Source organism: Lysinibacillus sp. NPDC095746, assembly GCF_044763535.1.
In the GTDB taxonomy this organism is placed as follows: domain Bacteria; phylum Bacillota; class Bacilli; order Bacillales_A; family Planococcaceae; genus Lysinibacillus.
In genome coordinates this window covers 40,941-55,380 of record NZ_JBIWGL010000014.1, presented here as the reverse complement: position 1 = coordinate 55,380, position 14,440 = coordinate 40,941, and the positions used below count along the sequence as shown (strand labels likewise).

The 14,440-nt window shown below is 37.3% G+C and carries 16 protein-coding genes; 6 read left to right on the top strand and 10 right to left on the bottom strand.

The genetic code is table 11. The features are described 5' to 3' along the window. Positions 1-524: 524 nt before the first annotated feature. The 3 genes from ilvD to ACIQ7N_RS12100 all read right to left on the bottom strand — a co-directional run bounded on the left by ilvD (position 525) and on the right by ACIQ7N_RS12100 (position 5,046). A complete protein-coding gene (gene ilvD, locus ACIQ7N_RS12110) occupies positions 525-2,195 on the bottom strand; it encodes a dihydroxy-acid dehydratase (protein WP_402932282.1) in 1,671 nt (556 codons plus the stop codon). Between the two features lie 365 nt (positions 2,196-2,560). After that, the gene (locus ACIQ7N_RS12105; protein WP_402932279.1) at positions 2,561-3,883 is read right to left on the bottom strand and encodes a D-arabinono-1,4-lactone oxidase; all 1,323 of its coding nucleotides are present in this window, start codon (positions 3,881-3,883) and stop codon (positions 2,561-2,563) included. Next, on the bottom strand, positions 3,871-5,046 hold the full coding sequence (locus tag ACIQ7N_RS12100; RefSeq protein ID WP_402932276.1) for an amino acid deaminase/aldolase: 1,176 nt from the start codon (positions 5,044-5,046) through the stop codon (positions 3,871-3,873). Before ACIQ7N_RS12100 ends, ACIQ7N_RS12105 begins: the two co-directional genes overlap by 13 nt. A gap of 408 nt (positions 5,047-5,454) precedes the next feature. Between ACIQ7N_RS12100 and ACIQ7N_RS12095 the strand changes: the two genes are divergently transcribed. Both ACIQ7N_RS12095 and ACIQ7N_RS12090 read left to right on the top strand, forming a co-directional pair. Then, the gene (locus tag ACIQ7N_RS12095; RefSeq protein WP_402932273.1) at positions 5,455-6,000 is read left to right on the top strand and encodes a cysteine hydrolase family protein; all 546 of its coding nucleotides are present in this window, start codon (positions 5,455-5,457) and stop codon (positions 5,998-6,000) included. Between the two features lie 207 nt (positions 6,001-6,207). Continuing rightward, positions 6,208-6,465 carry a GlsB/YeaQ/YmgE family stress response membrane protein gene (locus tag ACIQ7N_RS12090; RefSeq protein ID WP_079562065.1) on the top strand — a complete coding sequence of 86 codons (258 nt, stop codon included), beginning with the start codon at positions 6,208-6,210 and terminating at the stop codon, positions 6,463-6,465. A 143-nt stretch (positions 6,466-6,608) separates the two neighbouring features. Here the strand turns inward: ACIQ7N_RS12090 and ACIQ7N_RS12085 are convergent, their stop codons facing one another. Next, positions 6,609-7,304 carry a lytic transglycosylase domain-containing protein gene (locus ACIQ7N_RS12085; RefSeq protein ID WP_402932268.1) on the bottom strand — a complete coding sequence of 232 codons (696 nt, stop codon included), beginning with the start codon at positions 7,302-7,304 and terminating at the stop codon, positions 6,609-6,611. A gap of 168 nt (positions 7,305-7,472) precedes the next feature. Here ACIQ7N_RS12085 and mscL point away from each other — a divergent pair, with 168 nt between their 5' ends. After that, positions 7,473-7,862 (top strand): large conductance mechanosensitive channel protein MscL, encoded by a 390-nt coding sequence (gene mscL, locus ACIQ7N_RS12080; protein ID WP_274067643.1) that lies wholly within the window; start codon positions 7,473-7,475, stop codon positions 7,860-7,862. A 57-nt stretch (positions 7,863-7,919) separates the two neighbouring features. Here mscL and ACIQ7N_RS12075 read toward each other — a convergent pair whose 3' ends face one another. Next, positions 7,920-8,468, bottom strand: a complete 549-nt coding sequence (locus tag ACIQ7N_RS12075; protein WP_402932265.1) for a Rossmann-fold NAD(P)-binding domain-containing protein — start codon at positions 8,466-8,468, stop codon at positions 7,920-7,922. A gap of 185 nt (positions 8,469-8,653) precedes the next feature. Here ACIQ7N_RS12075 and ACIQ7N_RS12070 point away from each other — a divergent pair, with 185 nt between their 5' ends. Beyond that, positions 8,654-9,787 carry a methionine biosynthesis PLP-dependent protein gene (locus ACIQ7N_RS12070; protein ID WP_402932262.1) on the top strand — a complete coding sequence of 378 codons (1,134 nt, stop codon included), beginning with the start codon at positions 8,654-8,656 and terminating at the stop codon, positions 9,785-9,787. Further along, the gene (locus tag ACIQ7N_RS12065; protein WP_402932259.1) at positions 9,771-10,937 is read left to right on the top strand and encodes an aminotransferase class I/II-fold pyridoxal phosphate-dependent enzyme; all 1,167 of its coding nucleotides are present in this window, start codon (positions 9,771-9,773) and stop codon (positions 10,935-10,937) included. The genes ACIQ7N_RS12070 and ACIQ7N_RS12065 overlap by 17 nt, the downstream gene beginning before the upstream one ends. Positions 10,938-11,018: 81 nt before the next feature. Here the strand turns inward: ACIQ7N_RS12065 and ACIQ7N_RS12060 are convergent, their stop codons facing one another. Next, positions 11,019-11,447, bottom strand: a complete 429-nt coding sequence (locus ACIQ7N_RS12060) for an NUDIX hydrolase (protein WP_402932256.1) — start codon at positions 11,445-11,447, stop codon at positions 11,019-11,021. 90 nt (positions 11,448-11,537) lie between these two features. On the opposite strand from ACIQ7N_RS12060, the gene ACIQ7N_RS12055 reads away from it, so the two are divergent. Further along, positions 11,538-12,002 carry a GNAT family N-acetyltransferase gene (locus tag ACIQ7N_RS12055; protein WP_402932435.1) on the top strand — a complete coding sequence of 155 codons (465 nt, stop codon included), beginning with the start codon at positions 11,538-11,540 and terminating at the stop codon, positions 12,000-12,002. Positions 12,003-12,027: 25 nt separating this feature from the next. Here the strand turns inward: ACIQ7N_RS12055 and ACIQ7N_RS12050 are convergent, their stop codons facing one another. The 4 genes from ACIQ7N_RS12050 to ACIQ7N_RS12035 form a co-directional block, all read right to left on the bottom strand. Beyond that, positions 12,028-12,387 (bottom strand): cupin domain-containing protein, encoded by a 360-nt coding sequence (locus tag ACIQ7N_RS12050; RefSeq protein ID WP_402932253.1) that lies wholly within the window; start codon positions 12,385-12,387, stop codon positions 12,028-12,030. A 14-nt stretch (positions 12,388-12,401) separates the two neighbouring features. Next, the gene (locus tag ACIQ7N_RS12045) at positions 12,402-12,926 is read right to left on the bottom strand and encodes a GNAT family N-acetyltransferase (protein ID WP_402932251.1); all 525 of its coding nucleotides are present in this window, start codon (positions 12,924-12,926) and stop codon (positions 12,402-12,404) included. Positions 12,927-13,293: 367 nt separating this feature from the next. After that, complete coding sequence (locus tag ACIQ7N_RS12040) at positions 13,294-13,446, bottom strand: YpzG family protein (protein WP_082172689.1); 153 nt, start codon at positions 13,444-13,446, stop codon at positions 13,294-13,296. A gap of 90 nt (positions 13,447-13,536) precedes the next feature. Next, the gene (locus tag ACIQ7N_RS12035) at positions 13,537-14,322 is read right to left on the bottom strand and encodes a nucleotidyltransferase domain-containing protein (RefSeq protein WP_402932249.1); all 786 of its coding nucleotides are present in this window, start codon (positions 14,320-14,322) and stop codon (positions 13,537-13,539) included. Positions 14,323-14,440 lie beyond the last annotated feature (118 nt).

Genomic DNA, 14,440 nt, shown 5'->3' with positions numbered 1-14,440 from the left:
CATTGAAGTATTACAAACTGCTTATCTCCTTGAATAGAGATGACAGACTCTTTCTAACGTCCTAAAAAAATAAAAAGCCTTTTTCTCCACACGCAAAGAATTACCTTACGTAGGGATGAAAAAGACTTTCCATGGTACCACCCTTTTTTATAGCAAATAATTGCTACCTCGTGAATAAATATAAGCATTTATGCACCAATGCGAGAACATTCGCATCCAATACGGTGTCATAAATTATTTATTCATTAATAACGAGCACTTTCGATTATGCCCGGAGCTATCTAATGGCGAACACGCGTTTAATAGCTCACTCAGAGGGGATGTCGGATCTAGTTGTATTGCCGGCTTCCAGCACGACCGGCTCTCTGGTAAATACAAGGCTCTAGAACCTTTAACCTCATCAACGCTTTATCTTTATCAATTGTGCCTTGGCATAATTGCGTCTGGAATCGGCTTTGTGCTTGCACAAAGAACTCCTTTCCGATTCCATGACATCCGCCGGAGGCTTTAACTTCTGAAAGAAGTTAAATTTTCATAACGCCACCTGTAGAGGCGCTTGTTACTAATTTTGAATATCTTGCTAGCCAGCCACGCTTAATTTTCGGTTCAAATACCGGTAGTTTTGCACGACGTTCAGCTAATACTTCATCTGAAACTTCTAAATTGATAGTACGGTTTGGTAGATCAATTGTGATAATGTCACCGTTCTCTACTAAAGCGATTGGACCGCCTTCTGCTGCCTCTGGTGAAATATGTCCGATTGAAATACCACGAGATGCGCCTGAGAAACGTCCATCTGTAATTAACGCAACTTTTGTGCCAAGACCGCGTCCTTGAATCGCAGACGTTGGTGCAAGCATTTCAGGCATCCCTGGGCCACCTTTTGGTCCTTCGTAGCGAATGACGACTACATGGCCCTCTTTAACTGTCCCGTTATCAATATTTTCTTGTGCGGCTTCTTGTGAATCAAAGACGATTGCTTCGCCTCTGAATACTTTAATAGAAGGGTCTACAGCTCCTACTTTAATAACAGAACCATCTGGCGCAATATTACCAAATAACACTGATAAACCACCAACTGGGCTATATGGATTGTCTTTCGTACGAATAACTTCAGCATTTGTAATATGATAATCTTTTACAAGCTCACCCATTGTTACACCTGCAACTGTTGGTCGATCTGGGTGAATGGCACCTGGAATAGATGCTAATTCATTAATAATGGCGCTAACGCCACCTGCTTTATTAATATCATCCATTGAAATATCTGAAGCAGGCATGATTTTCGCTAGATATGGCACACGTTCTGCCACTTTATTTATATCTTCAATGTTATAATCGATTTCAGCTTCATTGGCGATTGCTAATGTATGAAGGACTGTATTTGTCGAGCCCCCCATCGCCATATCAAGTGCAAATGCATCATCAACTGCTTCTTTAGTAATAATGTCACGAGGTTTGATGTCCTCTTTAATCATACGGACTAATTGTTTAGCAGCTTCTTTAATAAGCTTATGGCGCTCTTCAGAAGTAGCTACGATTGTTCCATTACCTGGTAAAGCTACCCCTAGCATTTCCATTAAGCAGTTCATAGAGTTTGCAGTAAACATTCCTGAACATGAACCACATGTTGGGCATGCATTGTTTTCAATATCTAACAGCTCTTCAGCTGACATTTTGCCTGATTTATGAGCCCCTACACCTTCAAAAACGGATGTTAACGACAATTGCTTGCCAGTAACAGAAGTTCCTGCCTCCATTGGACCACCAGATACGAAAATGGACGGTACATTAGTACGAACTGCTGCCATTAACATTCCCGGTGTAATTTTGTCACAGTTAGGAATATAAAATACGCCATCGAACCAGTGTGCATTAATAACAGTTTCAGCAGAATCTGCGATAATTTCACGACTCGGTAAAGAATAACGCATCCCAATGTGACCCATTGCAATACCATCATCTACACCGATTGTATTAAATTCGAATGGAATACCACCCGCTTCAATGATGGCCTCTTTGACTACATCAGCAAATGTACGTAAATGAACGTGACCTGGTATAATGTCGATATATGAATTACAAACACCAATAAATGGCTTACCTAAATCTTTCGCTTTTACTTTGCCTGTTGCATATAAAAGACTTCGATGTGGCGCACGATCTACGCCTACTTTAATCATGTCACTTCTCATTTTAAACGCCCCTCATTTACCTCATTTATTGCTATGTTCGTTGCTATATACGAAATGTTCTGTCTATTCCATTTTTACGTATATGTTAATCTGTTAGAAGATTACTAACTGCTGTAACGAACGTTTTAAATTGTTGTAATCATAGTACGAAAAAAAGGTCTAGTCAACAGTATTTTTAGAATTGTTTGAACAATTTAAATAATACATAAAATTTGAAATCGTTTTCATGCTGATTAAGTGTCATTTTTATCTCGCTTTGAAGAATATTTTGACATTTTGTTCAAATTTTATTTTTTTAAATAATCTATCAATAATGTTGTCAAATCCTCCAAAAGTGGTTGGACAGCTTTTTAACAAGATTGCGCTTATAAAGTAAATATTTTTCTTAAGTACCTTGTCAAAAACACATGATCAGGATCATATTGTCTTCGAATGGCTAAAAATTTCTCGATATTTGGGTATAGTTCATAGACATATTTAGCAGTTAAATGACTTAGTTTCCCCCAATGCGGTCGTCCTTTATATTTCTTCATCATCGTATGGACCCATTCAAAATAAGGATCTTCCTGCATTCCTTTATACATATGGAAGGCAATAAACGCTGATTCTTGTCCTTGGGTAGGACTTAAAAAACCAGCTTCTCCTGCCGTTGTCCGACATTCTATCGGAAAATGCACATTAAAAATCCCACTTTTAAAGGTTGCGTGGATCTCTTCTATACATTCACCAAATTGTGCTAACGGAATAGCATATTCACTTTCTTGGAACTTCACGCTACGTGGAGATGGATAAATTTCATAGCTTATCCCCGTTTTCTCCCCCTTCACAACATTGGCTGCTGCTAGTTTACTCATAGTGCCACTTAACGTAGGCTTCCATTTACAAATTTCAGACATAGCGAAAAAAGCACCGTTCTCTACTATTTGAAGCTTCAATGTTTCGATTCTCTTATTCCAATTACTCTGATAAACAGGCGCTTTAGCGTTCATGCGCTTCACTTGAATGGTTTCGCTACCAGGGAAATAAAACCACTCAACATGTCGATGCAGTCGTATATCTTCAGCAAACATCGCCAGCCCATTTGCTAAAGTATCCTTTGTGCTCACATAATGTAAGCTATAAAGAGGTATCACCTTAATCGTTACTTTCACAAGCACACCAAGCATACCAAGTGAAACATGCAAAGCTTCAGATAAATCATCCATTCCTCTCGGATGCTCCCTATAAGTACCTGTACCATCTACAAACCCCCATCTTGTTACAGCTGAGGATAACGAACCGAGTGTTACACCCGTTCCATGGGTACCCGTTGACACTGCTCCTGCAATCGTTTGCTCTTGAATATCCCCCATATTGATTAGGGCAAATCCATGCTTCGCAAGCAATGGGCCTATTTCATATAAATACGTTCCAGCCCACAGTGTCGCCTCTTGCTTCTCCTCATTTACAGCTATGAGCCCACGCATATTATGTAAAGAAAGTGCTATATGTTCAGGCATCGCAACAGCGCTAAAGGAGTGAGCTGCCCCTGTGACACGAATCGTTTTTCCTAATTCACGTGCATGCTTCACGATATTTGTAACCTCTTCAATAGAGCGAGGCAAGTACATCTCAGATGGATAAGAGATGACATTACCAGCCCAGTTTGTCCACTTCTCACCATTTTTCCACTTATCTATAGAAAACATTGTCCATCCCCCCTATAGGTTGTATAAGCTCCTACATACTTGTCTCCTCTAATTCCATGTAGTTCTTGAAATCTTTCACAAAGTTCACCAGCCTTCGCATGTCGAAAATAAAGCGTGTCTCCTATATTAACTGTTTTACGCGTTACCTTAACGGGTGTTTGAACTTCTCCTGCTCCTTCTAAACTAAGATATGAAAAAAAGGTCGGCTCATAGAATACCGGTAAACGATCAGCACTAATTGCCCCAGACGCCGTATAACCTCCACCATGACAAACAACAATATTTCTTTCTGGCTTTCTTGTTACACTTAAAGCAAATCCAGCTGCCTTTTCCAGCTGTAGATGCGTAAATTGATCAAACAAAGCTGGCGCATAAAATGCAGAGCCAACCGTAATTTCTGTTATTTCCTTCTGTTGTGCCGTGTATGCCATACTTCCTGAACCACCACCATTCACAAAGTGCAAGCTTGGAAAATACGCTTTTATATGCGCAATTGCTAATCTACGAAACTGGGTAACCTGTTTTTTAGCTTGCAATTGCATTACTTCAATAAATTTCCCTTTAACAGCATTGACTGGACGATTACCGACTCCTGCAATTTGAGCCTCATAACCCATCGCTCCAACCACCTTAATAAATTCTCGATTTTTAATATAGTCGAGAAATGGTGTAAGTGACTCAAGTGAATGAAGCGAAGAACGTTTTGTACCAAAATAAAGCAACTTAAAATCGTTAGATACATTAATATCAATACATACTTGCACGCGGACACCTAGCTGTTGCCCTAGCTCCGCCAAAAATCTGACATGTTCCCGCTTATCCACCATAAAGGTCACCGTTTTTCCCGCCTTTACGAAACGTAATAACTGACGAACAGCAGCTACCTCCATCACCGGATATCCTATTAATAAATCATCAAAATGCTGTTGCAGTAAAAATATTGTTTCTGCCGCTGTAAACGTCATCAATCCCGTCACATTGGGTACATTCTTTTGTAAATAACGTAATATCTCCACAGAACGAACCGATTTCGTAGCGATACGTATATTTTTCTGTCCACAAGCATTGTGTACAGTTGAAATATTGTGATCCAATGCATCAAGATCCAACCAAGCAAATGGACGTTCTAGTTCATGAAACGCGTGATTAAATCTAGTGGTCATGCTATCATTCCTTTATTTGTACTTTGTCTTTAATATTTAAAAATTATATTAAAACAATAAAAAACAACCGTGGACATATAATCAAATTTGCCTTCACGGTTGTTTTAATAATGGACAAGCATTTAACTCACCTTTCTATTATGTTAAGAGATTACGAGGAAAATATGAAATCCGCTGCTAAATTTAACAATACTAGCAGATGTATGCCTGCAATCAGTAATCCTTGGCGATTTAAACGTTTCATAGCTGTCATATTCATATAGACCACTCTCCTTTTTTCACATTATACTCTCAGAAAAAACAATTTTCAAACTATTCGTAATATTGAATAAGAATCATTTTTCTGACAAACAGGCCCAAATATGGCATGATAAAAGTGAAATTATACCTATAGGGAGAGTGAAAAGGTTGAAAAAGGCTTTATTAGTTATTGATTATACGTATGATTTTGTCGCTTCTGATGGAAAACTAACTTGTGGAGAGCCCGGTCAAGCATTAGATAACAAAATTTCATCCTTAATTCAAAAATTTATGACTGAAAACGAATTTGTCGTTTTTGCGAATGATTTACATGAGGAAGATGATCCGTTCCATCCTGAAACAAAGCTATTTCCCCCTCATAATATTCGCGGCACTAAAGGACGTCATTTATATGGGCAAGTTGGCGAAATTTATAAGCTTCACAAGGATAAAGTTTTGTGGCTCGATAAAACTCGCTATAGCGCTTTTGCCGGAACCAATTTATCGATTTTATTGAATGAGCGAGGAATCAAAGAAATTCATTTAGTTGGCGTTTGTACTGATATTTGTATTTTACATACAGCAGTTGATGCTTATAATTTGGGCATTTCAACAGTTGTTTATGCAGATGGTGTTGCAAGTTTTGATGCTGCAGGTCATGAATGGGCATTACGTCACTTTGAACAGACATTAGGCGCAACTGTTATTAAGTAATCCATTTCGCTTGTAGTTTCTTCCCTAAAGAAAACACTAACAGTTGTTTTTTGCACAAAAATGAGGTATCAGCATAAGCTAAATAAAGATAAAACCTTTTTGTGAATTTGTAATAATTACTAAAGAAGCAAGGCGCGTTTAATATACTCCATTCAGGGCATAACTAAGCAATCGCCATTATATCTTAGTTTAAGGAGATGAAAAAAAATGATTAGCTTCATTTGGTATTTAATCATCGGCGGAGTATTAGGTTGGTTAGCTGGCGTAATTTTAGGTAAAGATGTACCTGGCGGCATTATTGGAAATATTGTTGCAGGGGTTGTCGGTTCGTGGATCGGTAGTATGGTTCTTGGCAACTGGGGTTGGCGAGTTAGTAATTTTTACGTATTCCCAGCATTAATTGGTGCTGTCGTGCTGATCTTCATCGTAAGCCTTATTTTAAAAGGTATGCGTAAAGCAACCTAAATATGTAATAAAGAGCCATCATTTTTTGATGGCTCTTTATATGTTGTTGAAAAAAATTTGTGTCCAAAAATAAAATGGCTCTTGGCAAAACGAGTGGTTGATCTTTGTTAGTAAAGTGTTTTTCATGCGAAAATAAACGCCATTTACTTTTCTTTATAATCGACTGCTTCCTTTAGCTCATCATGATAGTCGTTATACAAATTGAAATAATGTAAAACCTTTTTAACATACTCATCGCTATGATTGTACTTAAAAACAGCTTGCTTTATATGACCATCTGCTGCACCATTTTTCGATAAATAATTCGCAGCACTGAATATAGCGTCCTCAATATCATAAGGATCTGCTATGCCGTCTCCATTGGCATCTACGCCATATCCACCATATTTTTTTATGGTTTCTGGATTTATTAATTCAGCCTTCGATATATCCCCTTTTCCTAACCCCGAGCAGGAAGGGTGTTGCCAGCCGACAAAAGTACAAGGCATAAATTGCATCGGCCCCTCTGCCCCAGCTGGTGAAACAAGCGACTTCATTGAGGAAAATCGTGTTTCAATTCGATGATGGGCAGCAAGTAAAGTCCAAGGTACGCCGTATTTCTCTTCTGCTGCTACATAGATCGGAATATATTGCTCTGGAATTTTCATATCGAAATTTTGTTGAATTTCTTCCAGTGCTTTTTCTCGCGCTAATTTTTCAAATATAGGTAATGTTTGTAGCTCCTTCCATGCAAAAAAAGCGAAAACACAAACAGTTATCGCTATTGGTATTAATAAAGCTATCATGCCCAATTGAGCGGAAGGCGATAGCATTGGTTTTTTCTTGTTTTTTTTCGCCATATGTCACACCTAATCTTTTATTCTATTTCTATATTACCAAAATTTTTGATTATATAGCAGATTTTTCGGTATATAATTACCACTACTTTAATAGTTGAAAAGAGAGGGAAAAATATAGTAAAATATAATTCGATTATTTTATATGGATAATAATAGGAGGAATTGATTTTGTGGAAAGACTTTAAAGAATTTGCTATGAAAGGCAATATTGTCGATCTAGCAGTAGCAGTAGTAATTGGTGGCGCTTTCGGTAAAATTGTTACCTCTTTAGTTGAAAATATCATTATGCCATTAGTCGGTGTCTTAACTGGTGGTATTGATTTAACAAAAAGCTTTATGTATGGCTCAGGTGACGCTCAAGTAAAATTAGGCGTATTTTTACAGTCAATTCTTGACTTTTTAATAATCGCATTTGCAATTTTCATGGCATTACGAATTATGACTAAGCTAACTAGTAAAAAAGAAGAGGCTGTTGTGGAAGAACCAGCACCAGAATTAGATGCTAAAGAAGAGCTTCTAAAAGAAATTCGTGATTTATTAAAAAAAGAACAAGCTTAAAAAGAATCTGTCTAATTACCACTACTTTTCAGAGGTAATAGACAGATTCTTTTTTCTTTAAGGGCGTAAATTCCATGGTTCAAAAACGCCAACATGTTTTTCTGGTATTTCATGTTCTATTGCATCAATAATTCCTTGGGCAATTTCACTATTTGTTAGCCATCTTGAAGAGTTATTGTCTTCAATGATAAACCCAAGTTTCACCACTCTATAAGTTATGTTAGAAGGGATATTATTTTTTGTACGTTCATTATTTACGTAAGAGCTACTCCCTTTAATATGATATAAAATCACATTCTTCGTGTTAGGAATTGCTCGAAAAAGCGACTCCCAAACTCTTATATCAGAGCCATGAATCCAAGCAATAACACAATCAAACGAACCAAGCGTTTCTTGAGACTCTATTAACGCCGTTCTAAAGCTATTATAGTTCGTATAATCAACTATTAACGGTGACAATTTCAAAGAATAGTTCGCTTCATTTATCAAACTTTGCATTTTCTTTTGTTGTCTCCCGATAACGGTTACATGATTATCTTCCTGTATAAGCCATAAAGAAACACCCTTTAGCATTCCTGTTCCACCTATTACTAACCAATGTTTCATCGTTTCTTCCTCCCGCTCACATTTCCTACTATTCCTAGATGATTTAATATAAACAATCTCGCTAATTTTCTGAAATTATCTTGTTCTTCTTTAGTATACATGTTAAATTGGTAACAATTATTGAGAATATGGGGAAAAGAAGTAATAGACTCCCCTTTTATTATGATGAAGAAAAGAGTGACGACATGACAAACAGCAGAAGTATTGAAACAAAACTTGTACAACTTGGGAATTTAAGTGACCCTAGAACTGGCGCTGTCAGCCCACCTATCCATTTATCGACAGCTTATAAACATACAGGTATCGGTGAATCCACTGGTTTTGATTATACTCGTACAAAAAATCCAACTCGTGCTCTATTAGAAGCAGGAATTGCCGATTTAGAGGGCGGACATGCGGGCTTTGCCTGTAGCTCAGGGATGGCAGCTATTCAATTAGTTCTATCCTTGTTTAAGCCTGGTGATGAATTAGTGGTGCCTGATGATTTATATGGTGGTACATATCGACTTTTTAATTTCTTTGAAGACACATACAATATTAAGCCTGTCTACTCAAAATTTGAATCCGTTGAACAGGTAGAAGCATTAATCAACGACAATACGCGTGCTCTATTTATAGAAACGCCAACAAATCCGCTTATGCAGGAATTTGATTTGCAAGTATATGCAGAATTAGCTCACAAGCATGGGGCTTGGTTAATTGTCGACAATACGTTTTATACGCCATATTTCCAACGTCCAATCGAATTAGGTGCAGACATTGTCATTCATTCGGCTACTAAATATATTGGCGGACATAATGATGTGTTAGCTGGTTTAGTTGTCGCAAAAGGTGCTGCATTAGCCGAACGTATTGGCTTTATTCATAATGGCAGCGGTATGGTTTTAGGTGCAATGGATTCCTGGTTACTTATTCGCGGATTAAAAACGATGCATCTTCGATTAAAGCAGCACGATGCGAACGCCAAAGCAATTGCCTCATATTTAGAGGAAGAAGAGCTTGTTACTGACGTGCTATACACAGGAAAAGGTGGCATGCTTTCATTCCGCTTGGCAAAGGCGGAGTGGATTGACCCATTCCTTCGAAACTTGAAGCTAATTACTTTTGCTGAAAGCCTTGGTGGTGTTGAAAGCTTTATTACATATCCAGCTACTCAAACACATGCGGACATGCCTTATGAGGAGCGTATTGAACGTGGAGTATGTGACCGATTACTACGATTTTCTGTTGGCGTTGAAGAGGCTGAAGATTTAATTACGGATTTAAAACAAGTATTTGGTACCCTTAGAAAAGAGGTTAAAAATGAAGCAGCATATTGAAACAAGCCTAATTCACGCAGGTGTCCGTGACGGCTATGAAAATAAAAAAGGTGCAGTCAATGTGCCTATGTATGTATCATCTACTTTCCATCAGGAGAGTATCGATGAATTCGGCGAATATGATTATGCACGTTCTGGCAACCCTACGCGGGATGCATTAGAAAAAGCAGTAGCTGAGCTAGAAGGCGGAGTACGTGCCCATGCATTTTCTTCTGGGATTGCTGCTGTATCTGCAGCATTAATGCTATTATCTCAGGGAGATCATATTGTCATTACGGAGGATGTATATGGAGGAACATACCGCTTCGTCTCTAAGGTGTTACCACGCTTTGGTATTTCTCATACTTTCGTTGATTTCACAGATTTAGCAGCAGTAGAAGCAGCCATAACACCAGCTACAAAGCTACTCTATATGGAAACACCGTCAAATCCAACACTTGGCATCACTGATATTCGCGCAGTCGTTACACTTGCCAAGCGGTATAATTGCTTAACTTTTTTAGATAATACGTTTATGACACCTTTACACCAACGTCCACTTGAGCTAGGTGTCGATGTTGTTATTCATAGTGCGACAAAGTTTTTATCTGGGCACTCTGATATTATCGCGGGCTTGACAGTAACAGCTGACGAGAAGCTAGGTCAGGATCTGTACTTTATCCAAAATTCATTTGGCAATATATTAGGTGTACAGGACTGTTTTACTTTATTGCAAAATATTAAAACAACCGATGTGCGTTTTAGTCGTTCTGCTGAATCGGCACAAAAGATTGCAGAGTTTTTAGCTACAAATCCCGTTGTCGAGCAAGTTTACTATCCGGGACTTGCATCACATCCTGGCTATGAAATTCATCATAGTCAGTCTACGAGTGCAGGTGCAGTACTATCCTTCCGCCTACCAAGCTATGGAGCTGCAAAAGCGCTAGTAGAGGCGATGAAAATTCCAGTTTTCGCTGTCTCTCTTGGTGGCGTTGAATCCATTTTATCCTACCCTGCTAAAATGAGTCATGCTGCAATGGAGCCTGAAGAGCGTGCAAAACGTGGTATTACTGATGGACTTTTACGTTTCTCAGTAGGACTTGAGCATGTTGACGATCTAATCGCCGATTTCGCTCAAGCATTAGAGGTAGTTGTCGCAAAGGTTTTATAACCACAAAACAACCGCGTTTTCGATTTACGGAAACGCGGTTTTGTTCATTAAATATACCTTCTATATGTTTGTGCTTAACAATCAGTTGTTCACACGAGCTAACACTCTATATAAATAATCTCCATGTCCCTTCACCAAAGTTACTTCTTGTTCATCCGTTATCCAATAAAATGATAATTCTAAGCCTGCTTCGTTTACACCTGTCGGACAATGCTTCCAAGAATCTCGTTGTTCATTTGTCGTTAAATGATAAAAATAGCGTTTTTGTAATAGCCCTGAATGATGATTAAAATAATCCTGAGCAATTAACCCCTTCACTTCTAAAAAAGATAAACCTGTCTCTTCAAACATCTCTCGTGTTACTGCCTCTAGCGGCGTTTCCCCTTCCTCTACCGTGCCTTTAGGAATTTGAATTCCTGCTCCTTCTGTATTTTGCTCAAATACTAGCACTTGTAACTGACCCTCATGCTCTCTCGTAATATAGCCAAATGCCTTTTCAACAACTTGCATGAAGCCATCCCCTTTCGCGTCATTTAATGTTACAATAAATAGAAAAATTGGAATTGCAGGTGAAAAGTATTGATATCAATTATACGGCATATGCAAAAGAATGACATCATTTCTGTACAAGAAATTGCCAAAAAGAGTTGGCATCAAACATACAAGGGAATTATCCCAATTGAGATTCAAGATCGTTTTTTACAAGCTGCTTATAGTAGTGATCGATTACTAAGTCGTTTAGAAAAAAGTCTATTTTTAGTTGCTATACTTGAAGAATCACTAGTAGGCTTTGCAAATTTTTCACATGTTGTAGAGGGTGAAGCAGAACTTTACTCGATATATTTACTTCCAGAAATTCAGGGCAAAGGAATTGGTACAGCCCTATTACAGGAAGGAATCAAAATGCTTCCAGATTTAACATCACTATTAGTTTGTGTAGAAAAGGAAAACACAAAGGGCATGAACTTTTATCAAGCGAAGGGCTTCAAGAAATTGGAGGAGTTTGATGAGCTATTTGATGGTCATTTATTAAAAACAGTTAAACTAGGGTTAAATATAACTTAGTGTAACGGAGCTTTAACTTACCCCGTTACACATTTTTTATGTCATCTTTTGCTAGATTGATTTGCTCTGATTGGATGACAAGTGCTGTTAACCCTGAATTACTGCCAGATTCATGTGCTTCGCCTGTTTGCCAAAGAACACCTTCTCCAGTTTTTATAAATACTTTCTCTTGATCCTCACCACAAACCCATCCTTCACCCTGAATTACAATAAATAACTGCGGTACAGGCGCCTTATGCATCCCAACGACACCACCAGGCTCTATATACATGAAGCCAACATTTGTAGGCTCCTCTGTTTTCATGATTTTCCTATAAAAAGCATCTATCGATTGATAATTAGTAATTTGGTTAGCCAATTTTTGTGTGAAATTATATTTTTTCATGTAAGGATTTCCCTTCAAATTTTTACTACTATCTTGTACATTAAAATATCATCTATATATTCATTGTCTTGTAGCTTAATTTCATTTATTTTTCTTCCTTCTTCAACAAATCCCATCTTTTTATAGAGCGCAATAGCCCTTTCGTTCGTTGAAAATACACCAAGACTAATTTTTTCGATATAAGGGGTGTGCTCCGCCCATTCTAGTAGCTTTTCGATTAAGCGTTTGCCAATCCCTAGACCACGATATTTATTAAGCACCATCATACCAAATGTACCTGTATGTGCTAATCGTTTTCTTTGCGGCGATTGAAATACAAGCCACCCAACTATTTTCCCTTGATATTGTGCGATAAAAATTGTTTCTCGTTCATTTGTTATTTTCGCTTGTATCCATTCTCTTTGCTCATCAACCGTTCGCTGAAATTCATCTATTGTCGTGATTAAGTAAGTTTCTTCTGCTAAAACTTCTTTCTGAATTTCCAACAAGGCTTCAGCATCTTCTTGAGAAGCAACCCTAATTTTGATATTTTCTGTCATTAATCCCCTCTCCTTTTTTAATTCTTAGTTGAGTCATTTAATATTTTGTTGAATATGTAGCATCAAGTACTTGCTGAATCGCTCCTTTTAAACTATTGACAAGCTTTTCGTTTGTTTGAATATAACAAGTACATTAAGTTTAATCTCTTCGTCAAAACAGCCTGTTGTTCCTCACTTTCAACAAAAATAAATTTCCCTTCGAAAATTTACCGTATTAGTATAAGACGTTATCTTCATAATAAAAATGACTCCCTCTTTATTTGTTAAAGACTATATATAAAATAATAGTTGGATAAATTTACAATTTCAAGAAAATAAAAAACCCAGAATATTTTCTGGGCTTGATGACACTTACTTTTCTAGCTGATTAAAACTGACGGGCTTTTGCCTCACTTCTCAATATACGGTTATGGAGGGTAATCTCCGTTTCACCATTTACTTGAGATTTTGAGCGTTTAATCCTTGACCAGTTGCGGTGGATTTTCTGAGATTTTGGGTCTAATTGTTCGAACCTACTCATTTGCCATCCTCCTCATCAATATAGACTTCATAAGTGAAACCTTTTTTAGTATGACCTTACAATTAATAATTATTCAATTTCCCATCACCATTATCCCCAAACTTCTTGCAATGTGCTTCTAAATAACGCATCTAATTTTTGTGTAGGATCATCGACTTTAACATTAAGATTTTTACAGTATGTCTCAATATGCAGTATTTCTTTATCTAAATATTCATTGATACTGTCAATTCGCGGCTCCATATTTAGTTCATCACCTGCTATTTTCCTCTGTAAAAGTTGCTGAATTTCCGTTTTTAAGGGGCCCTCAGAAATTATTTCATTTAACAATTCCTGAAAATCAATTGGTGGAACCGTATTTTTTTGTTCGATCCATTTACATGCTAAGATTGGTCTTAGGACATAGAAATATTTTTTTATTTTTACTTCTGAGCTCTGTAAATACTCACGATAATTGTTTTTTGCCATATTTAAATAGTGATATAAGCTTGCATTTGGATAAAATACTTCTCTTTCTAATGATCGTACATTGTCAATAAATGAATATTGTTGGTCATAAATAATATTGCTTCGTAACCATTCTAAAAGAGGTGGATTACTTTTACGAAATAACCTTAGTGCTTTTGTTATTTCCCATCCACTAATATCCAACAAATCATTGATCGGTACTTCTATAACATCCCTCTTTGCGCCAATTCCTTGAGGGTCAATTGAAAGATACCACTGAGGTTGATGTATATATATGAAACGAACATCATAATCACTATCCTTAGAAGGAAATCCCCAAGCACGACTACCCGATTCTACAGCATATAAAATTTTCACTTGATACTCATTTTCAATTTCTTTTAATTTACTTAGTATAATTTCCTTCATATAAATACCACTTTCCTAATTTAGTGTTATCAATTATGCCTCGGCATAATTGGCTTCAGTACAAGCTTTGTGCTTTAGCCTGCAAATGCTTCTTGTGCGAAAGCGCAGTGCCAACGTA